General features: G+C 37.2%; 14 protein-coding genes. All 14 read right to left on the bottom strand.

Annotation, left to right across the window (positions count from 1 at the left end; genetic code table 11):
* Positions 1-62: 62 nt before the first annotated feature.
* The gene (locus tag MHI42_RS00750; RefSeq protein WP_342422388.1) at positions 63-764 is read right to left on the bottom strand and encodes a hypothetical protein; all 702 of its coding nucleotides are present in this window, start codon (positions 762-764) and stop codon (positions 63-65) included.
* Between the two features lie 31 nt (positions 765-795).
* Positions 796-1,386, bottom strand: a complete 591-nt coding sequence (locus tag MHI42_RS00745) for a hypothetical protein (protein ID WP_342422387.1) — start codon at positions 1,384-1,386, stop codon at positions 796-798.
* Positions 1,387-1,426: 40 nt separating this feature from the next.
* Positions 1,427-1,624, bottom strand: a complete 198-nt coding sequence (locus MHI42_RS00740; RefSeq protein ID WP_342422386.1) for a hypothetical protein — start codon at positions 1,622-1,624, stop codon at positions 1,427-1,429.
* A 205-nt stretch (positions 1,625-1,829) separates the two neighbouring features.
* Positions 1,830-2,165: a hypothetical protein gene (locus tag MHI42_RS00735; RefSeq protein WP_342422385.1), complete on the bottom strand. Its 336-nt coding sequence runs from the start codon at positions 2,163-2,165 to the stop codon at positions 1,830-1,832.
* 80 nt (positions 2,166-2,245) lie between these two features.
* A complete protein-coding gene (locus MHI42_RS00730) occupies positions 2,246-2,620 on the bottom strand; it encodes a type II toxin-antitoxin system PemK/MazF family toxin (protein ID WP_342422384.1) in 375 nt (124 codons plus the stop codon).
* A 428-nt stretch (positions 2,621-3,048) separates the two neighbouring features.
* Positions 3,049-3,243 (bottom strand): hypothetical protein, encoded by a 195-nt coding sequence (locus tag MHI42_RS00725; RefSeq protein ID WP_342422383.1) that lies wholly within the window; start codon positions 3,241-3,243, stop codon positions 3,049-3,051.
* A gap of 27 nt (positions 3,244-3,270) precedes the next feature.
* Positions 3,271-3,666: a hypothetical protein gene (locus MHI42_RS00720; RefSeq protein ID WP_342422382.1), complete on the bottom strand. Its 396-nt coding sequence runs from the start codon at positions 3,664-3,666 to the stop codon at positions 3,271-3,273.
* A 55-nt stretch (positions 3,667-3,721) separates the two neighbouring features.
* Complete coding sequence (locus MHI42_RS00715) at positions 3,722-4,543, bottom strand: peptidoglycan recognition family protein (RefSeq protein ID WP_342422381.1); 822 nt, start codon at positions 4,541-4,543, stop codon at positions 3,722-3,724.
* 83 nt (positions 4,544-4,626) lie between these two features.
* Positions 4,627-5,094 carry a phage holin family protein gene (locus MHI42_RS00710; protein ID WP_342422380.1) on the bottom strand — a complete coding sequence of 156 codons (468 nt, stop codon included), beginning with the start codon at positions 5,092-5,094 and terminating at the stop codon, positions 4,627-4,629.
* Positions 5,095-5,162: 68 nt separating this feature from the next.
* Positions 5,163-7,091 (bottom strand): DNRLRE domain-containing protein, encoded by a 1,929-nt coding sequence (locus MHI42_RS00705; RefSeq protein ID WP_342422379.1) that lies wholly within the window; start codon positions 7,089-7,091, stop codon positions 5,163-5,165.
* Between the two features lie 37 nt (positions 7,092-7,128).
* Positions 7,129-9,357 carry a LamG-like jellyroll fold domain-containing protein gene (locus tag MHI42_RS00700; RefSeq protein ID WP_342422378.1) on the bottom strand — a complete coding sequence of 743 codons (2,229 nt, stop codon included), beginning with the start codon at positions 9,355-9,357 and terminating at the stop codon, positions 7,129-7,131.
* Between the two features lie 54 nt (positions 9,358-9,411).
* A complete protein-coding gene (locus MHI42_RS00695; RefSeq protein WP_342422377.1) occupies positions 9,412-10,629 on the bottom strand; it encodes a hypothetical protein in 1,218 nt (405 codons plus the stop codon).
* A gap of 109 nt (positions 10,630-10,738) precedes the next feature.
* Positions 10,739-11,446, bottom strand: a complete 708-nt coding sequence (locus tag MHI42_RS00690; protein WP_342422376.1) for a discoidin domain-containing protein — start codon at positions 11,444-11,446, stop codon at positions 10,739-10,741.
* Positions 11,447-11,475: 29 nt separating this feature from the next.
* A complete protein-coding gene (locus tag MHI42_RS00685) occupies positions 11,476-13,368 on the bottom strand; it encodes a hypothetical protein (RefSeq protein ID WP_342422375.1) in 1,893 nt (630 codons plus the stop codon).
* Positions 13,369-13,370: the final 2 nt, after the last annotated feature.

Here is a 13,370-nt window from a genome sequence, read left to right as displayed (position 1 = left end):
TCTAAATTCAGGCATATGTTTTTGCACTTTCTGTACTATATGTATTCGTTCCAATCACTAACTCAATTCCCCCTTATATCATAATTGCAAGGTTTATTATTAAGCATTTGCAACAAATTATAGTACACAGCAACAGCAGCACCATACTTTTTAGTTTTTAAAACAACACTTTTATTTGCCTTATTTGTCGCCGTATAGGTATCTAATACCACTTTATATTTTTTGCCCGATTCATCCAGGCATGTATAAGATGTCAACAACAAGGTAGCATCCTCTGCTAATCCCTGTAATACTTCCTCGTCTTCATTCTTCAAAGTTTGCATTAATTCATTAATTTTACTTTGTAGCTTATTCAAATATTGTTCTTTTCGAGTTTCGCTCAGCTTCATATTTAGCTCCTGTCTTCGTTTAATTTTCATGATAAATCTAAAGTATTGATCATACGATTTTTCCTTCAATGTGTACAAATAGTGTAGTGCATAGCCAACCGACATGGGCCAACCATAGTCATACCTCTTAAAGTAAACTTCTGATTTTAAAGTAAGGGCATCAAGCATGACACATTCGTAGTCTGTGAATCCATCCTCAGCCAAATACTCGATCCACTCAGTCAATCCAGTTGCTCGTACACAGCTTGGTTGATAATGCATCACAAGCCACTCTACACCGTCTACACCGTGCGATAGTTTATCAGTTATGATCTTATTTTTGAGGTCATAATTAGCACTAACCTGTCTCTTCCATTCCGCTATGCTTATAATCAAATCAGTTCACCTTTTTATTTTTATTTTGCAATTAAACCAATTTATGTCGCTCTTTGATTTCTTCGGCAATGGCGGCATATGTATCTTTACTTACCTCTCGTTCTGGACTAGCTCCCGTTCTTTCGTATAGATATTTCATTAACCGATCTTGCTGCCCATGTTCCCAGATAAAATCAAACATAGCTTCATATCCTTCAGCGTAGAACTTTACTGCATGTTCTAATGCTGCTTTTTCGTTGTCAGTTTCTCTTCTCTGTTTTGACCGTTTATGATTCTTCAGTTTTTCCCTAAACTTTTTCTCACTCTCGGTCATCTCAATATCTTCAAGTTTACTTGTTGCGTACTTAGCAAAAGCAAGGTATTTTTCCTCCGTGTCGAATTCTACAACAGTAGGACGGATAGGTTTAATTGGTGTTGCTTTCACCTTGCCACAACTTCTTTCATTAATAACTTCAGCCCAATATTCTGGACCCATGTGTTGCGCCCAGATCAAATCTGCCACTATCCATTCATCTGTTTCATTACAAAATGCTTTCTCTGTTGCTTCAACTGGGATAAATCCATATGTATCAATTAACGACTGAGCAATAGCTCGCTTAAATCTTTGTTGCTCTATACTCATGAATCTTTCCTTTCTTCATGAAATCAGTCTTTTATCAACTTCACTTAATTTTTTTAAACAAATCCTTAACGTACCAATTGATACCCTTATGTGCCAAAACCGGATTATCGATGAAATCAACATGCCTTACTATAATATCTGCTAATTGTGTTACTGATACTGTTATACCTTTGTCATTCATATGAAATTCTAATGCTTCAGCAATAGCATTTCGTATTAAATCTTGGCTTTCAGTCATCTGCTTTACTTCCTTTATCTTAGTTAGTGCAACAATATACATTTTTTCTCTGGTTCATCTTCAAACCAACACTCAAGATCAGACGGCGAATTGGGATTGAGTGTTCCATAATCATTTTTATGTCTTAGGAGGTAGAAAGGTTTATTTTTCAATTCATCGGGGAACTTTTTTAGCTGCATTAAATATTTTATTTTGTCCTTCACTATTATTGAACCTTCCATTCTTGTATGAAAAAATAATATTCATAATCCCAATAATTATAATCTTCGTATCCATATTTTTTTGCTAATTTATGTACTAGTTCCTGTTTAAAAATATCAGCGTTTGTCTCTGATGAAAATACACCCATTAGCGTTTCATGAGTATCATCCGTTTGCTCATATACTAAGTAAACTTTGTCTTGTTTTAGCCCATCCTCAATCTTATCAAAGTACTCAATCAACTTTTTTGTGTTCTCATTACTCTTCTCTGTGGGCTTATGCTGCAACGATTCAGTTACTTGTTTAGTATCCTCGCCATATAATGATGGTGTTGCTGCCATCTGAGTCTTACTTATTCTTTTCACCTCCTAGTTAGAATCATAACATTAAACGAATATCATTGTATATATTTATTTTTAGTTTAATAACCATAAGCTGCAACATATGCATTAAATAATTCCCCGTCATACTTTTCTGGTAAGTCAAACAACTTGTATTTGAGATCTTCTTTTTTATCTAATGGAAACAATTGCTCAAACATAATAGTACTATCCTTTATAAATCCATTGTTTTCAGCAGTTATATGTACATGTGTGGGCATTTTTCGTTTTGTTGTACTGCTTGTAATTGGAGCAACTTGAATTATTGACGATTTTGAGCAACCTACATTATTAGTTGTAATTAGCACTGGTCGCACTCCACTCTGCTTTGAACCTTTTTTCGGGCCAAGATCAGCTAACCAGACTTCATTTTTGCGAACTTTTTTAGTCTCGAAACTATTAAAAATAAGTGTCATATAATCTCACTCTCCCTATTTTTTTACTCAATTAGTTGCCTCTTATGAGATTTATTATACACATAAATTTAATTTTACGCAATATATAATTATTTTTAGTTTTATTATTTGTCAATACTATTTGAATGGTAGCGAATATTCATTAAATATGTGACTTTTCTCTCTTGAAAAACAAAAAAAAGCCCATAACATTTTCAATATTATTATATATTGTAATGTTCATGGGCTTTTTTTACTGTCTTCTAGGTATTGAAGGACTTTCAAGTATCATCTTTCTGATTCTTTCGTTAGCAGGATTAGGATTGTGGAGTAAATCGAAAAACAGTTTAGCTTTCTCAGGTGTGTCTAGACTAATTTCTGCATTTTTTAGAATGTTTGGATCCAAATTACTCACTCCTCATCAAAGATATAACAATCTTATCTCGGTATTACGCATATGTAATCGTATTGTCAATCGCTCTAATCTTTGCGTATCCATTAGGAAGCAATTCTTCTATGTAATTATTTCGCAAATCAATACTCCCAGCTTTTTTCAAACGTTCAAGCATTGGAATGTCGAGGAATGGGTTCGCCAATCTCTGTCTGGTTAACGGTTCAACACACATTTTGACAGTATGTTTCATATGAAATCTCCCCTTCAATATCAATATTCACTTAACTTTCTCTGCAAATTCAATTCCTTGTTCAATAATAATTTTGATCAATTCAATCTCTTGAACACTGGGAACCACTCCAAATTTTTCACAGACACTCTTAATCATTTTTAGGGAAAGTACAATTTTATCATCTTTTGAAAGTGTGCCATTAGCATATGTATTTACGTAGTCAATCACCTCATCTGCCAAATTCAAAACAAAATTAGCTTTGTCTTTGTACATGTCAGCAATAGGAAGGATGTCTATAACCAATCGTTCAATATTGCTCAAACTCATGATCTGTTCAATCTGTTTACTTGTGAGCAAACTTTTACGTTGAAGCCAGGGAATAATAAAAAAGCCTGCTACAATGAGCAGGGTGCAGCCAGCGATTATGTATAAGTCATTCAAGGTAATTCCTCCATTAATTTAATTGATAGAATGCAGTTTTTGCTGGTGAATCAATTCAACTTACATACAATTTCTTATTAATGTTGTCCCAAGTTGCTTTGATCAGACCTTTTTCTTTTAGGTCGTCTACACAAACATAATTCTTATTGTCTTTCATAAACCCGTCAAGTAAGGTGTTATCTTTGGTATGTACAATTTTAACTTTATCCACTTGTTCATCATCCTTTGAGATTGTTTGTGAGGAAGGCGGAGCAGGTACTATTGGCTTGCTCAATCGTTCTAATTCAGCCTTAATTGCTGGGATAAATCCTTTATTAGCTGCAGCAATCGTATTACCATCTTCGAACCATGCATTTCCTGGGCATGTCTTTTTAGATTTTCCTGGAATATAATCTGACAATCTTTTTCCGTTTACATCATACCACGCATGATAAACAATATGATCTGTATCTACTGGAATGTTGAATTTCTTCGCAAGGCAAGCATACAGATGAACAATTGTTTTCTTCTGTTCATCTGTCATGATGTCGCCATTCTTATCAAAGTTGCCAATATTCTCGATACACATATTTGCCGTATTAAAACCACCAATTCCAGCAGGAGTTTTATTCAAGTCTCGATCAAGACTGATGGCAATCTTACCGTTCTCAAATGTTGTAATATTCTGACCTGTAGCACTCCAACCATTTGTAATCATATGATAATCCCGCATGCCCTCAAGGCACTTGAACTCATCTTGATGTTTACGTGTTGTGTAGTTTGGAGAAGCAGTGTGATGTACCTGTAGATACTTGATTGTACGATTCACATTCTGCTTATCCAGCCAATCTTTAAATTCATCTCTTTCCAATAAAAGAAAATTTCTTTGTTGTCTCATTTTTAAATATTCTCCTTTCTAATCCTTCATGCTATAATCCAAATGAGACGAGATTTTTGGGGATACTCTAGCCGGGTAGAACATTAATTCTCGTCTTTTTGCTGTTCTGTTTTGTCTTCTTGATTTGCTATAGCCCGTTCCTGAAATATAGTGAACACCTTAGTGAATACTGGAGGAATTTTTAAATCGAGTCTGCCATAGTTTTCAGTAATACTAACTCCCTCATTGGCTAACCAAAAACATATCGTTCCATTCATAACAAATGTCATACCTAGCGCTAGATCAATGCGGTGTCCTAAAAACACCATGAGGAGCATCATACCTTTTTTAATCAAACCCCAGAAGCCAACGCTGCTTTTTAGGCCTTCACCTGTTTTCACACTAGCAGCACAACCCGACAAATAATCGATTACAAACGCCAACAACAAGATTTCCAACAAGCCACTCCAACCTCCAAATGCGTAAGATACTATTGTTCCAACGATGCCTGAAGCTGCATAGAGGAAGGTGTAGTCTCTATTGGCTAATAGTTTTAAATTTAAATCATTCACTTTACACTCTCCGAAATCAAAATAAAAAAGAGGGGATGATAAACCCCCTCTTTCATCAACTCTTCTTATTAAAATAGTATTACAAAATTACGATTCCCCTGCCCTCGAACACTTATATAGCTGTTCAAGTCTGCCACATTTCTTTTCTTAATTAGTATCTCAGCAATAAGTTCATTTTCTCCGACTACTCTTGGAGAAAGATACCCAAATAACTCTGGACGATTAACACTTATCTCACTATCGATTTGATTGACAGCTTTGACCATTAAATAACCGGAAATTTCATTGATTTTCTTTACATCGATTAATCCATCCAGATATTCTTTATCCTTTACGTACATTTCACCGTCTACCTCAGAGGTATACGTAACCGTTAGAACTGCACTTAAATCTGGATGTGAATACCCAAATGTTGAAGGTAGGTCTTCATAATAAGGAACCTCAATGGAACTATCTAGATACTCATTGCCAATTGCCCTAATGGTTATCGTTCCCTTTAAGTCAGGATGAGAATATCCAAGGGTAGAGTCTACGTCAAACTTATCGGGAACCTGGATTATACCATCCATGTCGATTTGATCTATGGCCCTTACAGTCAATAATCCCGCCATATCTCTTATCGATATGCTGAGTGTTGAATCCATAAATGATTCATACTCGGTTCGTACCGTCAACTCAGAATCCAGATAATTATTGGCTCTGGTGTGATCGGATACGGTCAGTGCTGAAGCTAAATCAGGTTTAGAGATTGCGAATAGAGAATTTATATCTTCCGTCATAGGCTTTGCAATAGTGATCAAACTTGCCAATGATATTTTAGGATCAATAGTTAATAAGGAGTCTATATCTGGTTTACTTGAACTAACATTTGACTCAACTTCCGTCATACTATGTACAGCTACAGTCAGTGTGGCATCGATTTCTGTATGTTCACGTTTCTGGATCGTTAAAAATGAAAAGAGTTCTGGTTTTGAGATTGGTATCTTAGATGGAATGTCACTGTACAAGTAATCTGCTTGTCTATGTACATATAGATATGATTCTAAATTATATATTCCCACATCACTATCAACTGTCAACACACCAGAAATGTCATAGTTTTTTTTACCATAAACGAAGATACTTGATTCCATCTCAGAACGACCAATACTATAAACTTGGGAGGTTACATATTTGATGATTAATTGTGGTGATCGGTCAGATTCCCTGGTGAGGAATGTCAATCTGTTGTCGTCCGTAGTTGAGAGGATCAAACCATAGTTCTCCAACGTCCCTGATTGCCAACGTAACGCCGTTTCCATAATATCAAACTCAACATATCGATCAATGGTATTGATGGTGTATGAGTCATGCAGTAACTCTACAGAGTGTGGCTTATTAGCATCGGTGATTCCCAGTTCACGCCAGATCGTATTGGGTTGATGCAATGCAAGGTCGCTGTCTAAGGGGAAACTGGCATAATACAGTCTCAACTTTGCACTTTCAATGAATTTCAAATCAGGAATTGAATTTTGAAAATCTGCAAATTGCACAAAGGCACCAAATTCTTCGTCTGGGCTTTTTCCGGTTAACATACTACGTGTATCACCGTAGTTTATGGTTCTTAAATCATCTCTGCTTCGTGTGGTTGCGTCAGCTACAGGGGAGAGAGTAACTTCTACTCTCGGAGCCTCGAATAATTCAAATCCACCGAACATTTGATTATGGGGTTTAACCTCTATGTATGATTCCAAGAAATTCACAGCTATGGCTTCGATGCCACCTTGAATCTCTGTGTTCCCACGATACATCACATCTATCGAGGCATTGATATCATGATGCTTTTCAACCTTAATACCAATGACTGATCTTAAGTCATCACCGCTATGTTGTTTAATGACAAGATTGGCTTCGATGTCCTCATCGTTTGTACGATATAAAATAAAACTGCCATCCATCTTATTGGATAGTCTATTTTTTATGGTGATAACACTACTAATATCATTTACTTCATCCACTTACACACTTCCTCTATCTCATTGTATTGAGATCTTGTTAAACTGGATCTGCTTTTGCTCTAATTTCAAACTGTCCGTTGGCTGCTGTTGGTGCAGTTGCTTGAGTGACTATACGGACATAAAACTCAAATTCATCTTCTGCGTCAAAAAACATATTAAACAGGAGCGGATCTTCAGAAGCGAACGGGAAGTTTGAACGGGATAACTCAATGAATACACCTGGAGGCAACTTTTCCTTCACAATTTCTAAGATAAGATTCTGCACTTTAACACCCAACTGATTCTTAACGATAACTTTTTGTTCAAGGGTGGTCTGTCCCGCAAAGAGGGTTCCAAATTCAAGTCGTTTTAATATCTCTCCGAATGAATTCGAATAAAAATTCCCCGATTCGTCCTTAAACATAATACCGGAGTATGTCCCAATAAATGTTGTTTGCCAAGAATCAACTTGACCCCAATAATCTTTAAATTCAACCTTGAGCACATTTTCTTGCCCAAAGAGTACATCTTTTTCAGATAAATTAAGTTGAATGTTTTGTGGGGAGGGCAATAGGGGAGAGAAATCACCGAAATTTGGATAATAGTAATTCCCATTAAGTATAACTCTGTATTGGACTCTGCCTGTATCCGCATCGTTTAATTCTCCAACCAGCTTATTGCCTTGGAGTTGGAGTTGAATCGTAGCTGTCGTATTTAATAGATAAAAAGCAACATCGCTAAACTTAACATCTTGAGTAGGGGAGCTTGAAATCATTTTCAAATAATCCAATTGAGCTACTTCTCCGCTACGATGAATACTGTTATCAAGATAATATCCGATTCGCTTAAGTCCAACTAGCGCACTTTCAGGTATAGAGTTAATCGTTTCAAGTGTCATGCCATTCTTTTTGATATTACTTTTATTCAATATATCAATAGCACTCCACTTGCCGAATTTATACACCTTCCATGTTGCTCCAGAATCAAATGATGTAATGAACTTTAATGTTCCTTCAACTGTTTGAGTAATTTTACTGGCAACAAGTGATTTAATTGATCCATACGTTGTAATATCGACTGGGGAGGTAATAAGTTGCTCAAATGGTAAAGCTTCATATGCTAATGTGGGTTCGCTGCCTACTGCAATATCCTGACTGTCCGTCCAAGTAACAACTTCAAAATCTCCATTGATCTCATCCAGCGGAGTATAATTTGCTGTCACTGTTAAGTTAGCGTATGTTTTAGTCGTGTCATCAGTGTAATATAGAACATCTACTGTATCACCAAGTTCATCGTATAAACTAAATGGTTCAGTCTCCATTGTAATTACTGATTCCGTTTGTGCAGGATTATCAGTATATTCAATAACCTTGATGGTTTTATTTTCCCATTCTTCTGCAAGAGTAAAGGGAGTGGTTTCGATATTGAATTGTGCTTCTGAAGCAGTGCCATCATCTGCAAAATGAAACAATTCAATTATCCCTGACAAACTACTCCAAGCGCCTTCTGGAATAGATGACAATTTCTCAGCGCTCATCCCGTATGACATATAATCTGCATCTGTAACTGTAGCTGCTATAACTTCCCAGAATGTGGTGTATCTTTTATATAGTCCATTATGGAAGATGAGACTTCGATTTCTAACGGGTTGAATGACATCATTATAGATTTCAAGCTCATCAATTAATCCACTATAGTAATAATAGAAAGATGTATTATTTGTTCTTCCTAATGTCATAAAAACCGAATGTGGAGTTGTATCTAGAACTGGATAGGTAGCCATAGAATCAGGAGTTTCCATATTATCCACATATAATTTTGCAGCATTTGTATTCGTGGTTCCATCCCATGTAAATAGAATATCATGCCACTTTCCATCGTTTATGAGCACCTTAGAGATAATATCCACTCTTAGGTTTACAGTGCTTCCGTGGTAGTAAATTAAAATTAATCTCCCATTTTCTACACCGAAAAAGAACCCATAGGCAGGTGGGTTTGAGCTTGTTGCTGCCGGAACCCCAGTATTTAGAAATGTTCCTCCTGTAGTTTGTGTAGTCTTAACTTTAAATCTAATGCTCTTTTTCCCCCTAGGAAGCACTGTGTCCTGAAACTGAACTATTCCATTCCCTACGAAATTCAATGCGTTGCCACTAACACCAGATGTTCTTGTAACATTCGTCTGTGTTCCTATTAATGAACCTTTACTATCAGTAATATTCCCCGACAATTCATCCATCTTAAACCAAGCGACTCCACATCGAGCCATATTATCTTGTGTATTCGGCATTTAGAACTTCACTCCTTTCTATTTCCAACTCAATAATCAATCATTTATGAGTTATTATGTGATTGTTACTTTTTTGATTGGTACATTAGTGGTGTCAATCGATCTCTTAAAGACTCTTCCTGATCCAATATGTTCACTCGAAGTTTTGAGGTAACCTCTGATTAGCATTTGTTTATTTAGTTCAATCTCGAATTTATTAGATAATCCAAGGTCGAGAAAAGTATTTTCAGTAATACTTTCTAAATAGATAAGGGTTGTAGGGACGGATTTAGTTACCTCTTCAAACAGTTCAATCTCTCCTAATCCAATTTGAGTCGCATGACCACTATTCTTTGTACAATTAAATTGATAGTATTGATATGCGAGTTCATTATTAAATGAATACGTTCTAGATTCTTTTTTAGACAGAAAAGGACTTCCCTTAACCGTATCCAAAATTGTCCATACGATTCCATCATTAGACGCCTCAAACGCCCATTCAGATGCATTCGTTAAAAGTAGATTATCTGCGCTGCTAACGCGATAAGCTTTAATTATTTTGGGGGAGGGAATCTTTATTCTAAGATATCCTGTCAATATGTTGCTACTGGTCAACCAACCGTAGCTCTCAGAATCGTCAAATGCCTTCCACGCAACATAATTCCCATTATTTAAATCACTATTTGTACTTACCACGTAACCTGTAGGAGTTGTGTTCGAAGTCATTGTAGCAGTAACGTCAGCGCTATAAACTACTGGGGTGCCTGATTTAATGGAGTAATAGTTTCCTTCTGATGATATCAAGAATTTTTTCGTATACGATGTGAAAGTTTGTTCGGTATATTCATTGACAATTGTTTTTTTTGACAAAATTACAGTACCGCTATCTTTTGTGGCTAATACTCCATCCTGAAATAGCGTTACATACTTCGCAACACCACCAAGAGTAGAATCTCTGCCTGTGAAATTCAAAACAACAATAGTCGGAGCTTCTGTGCACGTTACACTAATTCTAACAAAATGCCCATCTGATGGAGTGACAGTTGATGCACTAGTACTATATAAAAAAGCTGTCGAAGTTGCAGCGGAATATGTCTTATTTCCATCGTTCAGCCCTTCCTTCCCGAAGAGTGTACCTTGATTCCAATAATAAGGTACAGCGCCAACTCTAGAATCAAAGGCATCAACAATGGTGTAATTAATCTTACCAATCTTATTATAGAGTTCTAACTCATTTAGCCTTACACAGTTTCCGCTATAGCAGCCTTCGAGTTGAATCGTATAAGTTGCCATAAATTCATACACATCCTTCCTTTTATACTAAATAAAACACATCTTCAATTGAGATCGAAGATGTGTTTCGAATTTGAGGATTCTATTTTCCTTATACAATATAAAGTCTCTAATTTAGCGTTATTTTGTTAATTTGACGCTTTGACATTTCAATAGCATGCTCATATGTTTTTCCTGTATTTAATACACTTGAGGTCGCCACCAAATGTTTTTTTTCATTGAAAACAGGACTGAAGTCGAGTGAGTCCAAGCCATAGCGAATATACCTATCCTCATCAGCCACATCAAGTTCAATTACCTGTGTGGTTGGTTTTGTATTAGTTGATATAAATTTATCCCCTTTTGACAATAACAATTTATCATTCGTTAAAAATACAAGAAAATCAATTTCAGCTATGTTCATACTGTAAGCTCCAGAAGTGAATTTCACTCTATAATACCTGTATTTATTAGTGTTATTTATCTCAAACTGCAAAGTTCCTTTATCAACCCATGTTTGTGCTGCTCTTATATCTAATTTTACTTGTTCGCCAGTAAACAATCCTGAAACACTGGCCTCCAAATCAAAGCCAGTTGGAGCCTGAACAGCTGGAGAATTGGTCGTAATAGAATACTTCGAAACTTTTACTTCTTTCCCAAAATCCACTTTAAACCATGAATTTGCTGGCAGACTATTTGCTTGCCATGCTGTTGAAGGGTTCTTATCAAGAGCATAATACACAAGCCCTGAAGCAACCTGCTCATTTGCTTGTACTGCAAAGGGCGCTGGAGCTGCCGCGCTAGTCATGACAGGAAGTAAACTACTATAATATCCCACAATAACACTCCTTTCTAATTTATATTTTTTTACACCTTTATGTTCGTAATCTCAAACAAATTCTTCAAATCCACACTCTTTTTGTACACCTTTCCACTTCCCAATACCAAACCAGATGCACCATTGTCATTCATAACACTAATAAACGTTGTTGATTTTCTATCCAGTTCAGATAAATCGCTTATACCGACACTCTTAAAAGTGTCAACTGAGGGGAGAGCTGTTGATATTGTCTGCCATGATAGGGTGTCTTCATTCCATTTGATGTATTCATCCTCAAACTTTATAAAGGATCTTTCAGCTTTTATCTTTTCAATAATAAGTACTGGTCGGAAGCCCTTTACGGTTGTGGCTGTATTTGTAGGGTTGCTGCCATGGATGGAGATATTGCTCGTAAACCCTCGAACAACTCTACTTGCCGGAGTCCCGGATATTGTCGTAGAAGTCCAAGTATTAGTGCCAACATTCCAATTCCAAATGTTGTTGTCTCCAGCAGCAATTGTATCGTTTAGTGTTGAGTTCACAATATATTTATCCCACTCATTATCTTTGTCTGTCGACGTGACTCCACCTGAAAGGATCCGAATTGTAGTTATATATTTTTTACTACTTAGACTTGTTATAGGTACACCACAAGCACTTGTTATGCCCGAAGCGTTTAGCGTATCCCATGAAATAGAAATCTGGATGTTTCTATCTGCAACTAAAGTTTTCTTTTCATTTGAATCTTCACACACAATCCAATAGAAATCTCCATTGGGAGTAACTGAACTTGCGACAGGAATGAGGTCGGACGTTTTTTCTCCAAGATTGCTAAACTCACCTACAGCATCAGACTGTGCGGCATAGTGAGTGCGAATCGCTTTCCCTACCACAAGGTCATTTATATCTTCTACGATTTCTATATATCCGAGATATTCAATGACTCTGTTTCTATTTAGATTATAAATGGTTACCGTTCCAGTGCCGCCAGCGCCCCCATCTCCTGATTCGGAACCTCTGGTGCCTGTTCCTCTTGCCCCACCACCCACAGTGATTTGCCCAAGAGCAAAAGTGTCTTTAACAAATATGTTAATCGAGCCGCCGCCAGAGCCGCCGCCACCAGCACGATATCCATTCCCTCCCGCTGACCCCAAAGATGATATCGTTCCAGCGTTGGTAAATCGATCAGCATAGATAATTAACAATCCACCAGTTCCAGCTGCTCCTGCAACACCTCCATTATAGCCAGCGCCTCCGGGATTTCCTGCCCCACCGCCAGCATTATGACTATAATTCGATGTTGAAAACCCAGCTCCACCAGCCCCACCGTTTAATACGCCGTCTCCGCCTTTTGAATTATTACTTCCGCCCCCTCCAGAGCCGCCAGAGTATGATGTTCCAGCTGCTCCAGTTCCACCCGCAATACCTCTGCCTGCACCTGGGCCACCACTGCCTGTTTGTCTTCCTATACCATTATTCCCTGCCGCTGCAGATGTGTGACCGGAAGTTTCGCTGCCTTGCGTAGCCTGAGTTTTTGCAATGGCTCCAACGGCAGGAATAAACTCGAATTGATTTGATGGGCTTTTATATAAATAAATATCTTGCCCAGCTGCATTGGCACCGCGAGCAGTCATTGAGATCGTTCCGTTATTAATCAGATTTCCAGAGACAAATATGGTCATACCTTTCTTTCGAACTTGCGGTGTGACTGTTGTCGCCGCCCCTATAATTAGGTTCCTTTTATAATTCAACACTAGCATTCTTGTGTCTGCGGTTGTGTTGCCTACTGTTGGAGAGGTTGTATATTCAACGTCTGAGGTAAAATTGTACATCTCAATATCTATCGGAACACCATTAACATCAAGCGTATGATCTCCATCTGAAATCGACTCATTCAAAAGATAATCATGTATCGTTGTTCTACCCGTGTAGATAGCCATAA

It is taken from the genome of Paenibacillus sp. FSL E2-0178 (assembly GCF_038593005.1).
Lineage (GTDB): Bacteria > Bacillota > Bacilli > Paenibacillales > Paenibacillaceae > Paenibacillus_AQ > Paenibacillus_AQ phytohabitans.
Note: the sequence above shows the minus strand (reverse complement) of the source record. Positions and strands in the feature narration are given on the sequence as shown.

Coding starts and splice junctions, on each gene's coding strand:
- MHI42_RS00745 (WP_342422387.1), bottom strand. CDS start 1,386: ATGAGTATAGAGCAACAAAGATTTAAGCGAGCTATTGCTCAGTCGTTA.
- MHI42_RS00740 (WP_342422386.1), bottom strand. CDS start 1,624: ATGACTGAAAGCCAAGATTTAATACGAAATGCTATTGCTGAAGCATTA.
- MHI42_RS00735 (WP_342422385.1), bottom strand. CDS start 2,165: ATGGCAGCAACACCATCATTATATGGCGAGGATACTAAACAAGTAACT.
- MHI42_RS00730 (WP_342422384.1), bottom strand. CDS start 2,620: ATGACACTTATTTTTAATAGTTTCGAGACTAAAAAAGTTCGCAAAAAT.
- MHI42_RS00725 (WP_342422383.1), bottom strand. CDS start 3,243: ATGAAACATACTGTCAAAATGTGTGTTGAACCGTTAACCAGACAGAGA.
- MHI42_RS00715 (WP_342422381.1), bottom strand. CDS start 4,543: ATGAGACAACAAAGAAATTTTCTTTTATTGGAAAGAGATGAATTTAAA.
- MHI42_RS00700 (WP_342422378.1), bottom strand. CDS start 9,357: ATGCCGAATACACAAGATAATATGGCTCGATGTGGAGTCGCTTGGTTT.
- MHI42_RS00695 (WP_342422377.1), bottom strand. CDS start 10,629: ATGGCAACTTATACGATTCAACTCGAAGGCTGCTATAGCGGAAACTGT.
- MHI42_RS00685 (WP_342422375.1), bottom strand. CDS start 13,368: ATGGCTATCTACACGGGTAGAACAACGATACATGATTATCTTTTGAAT.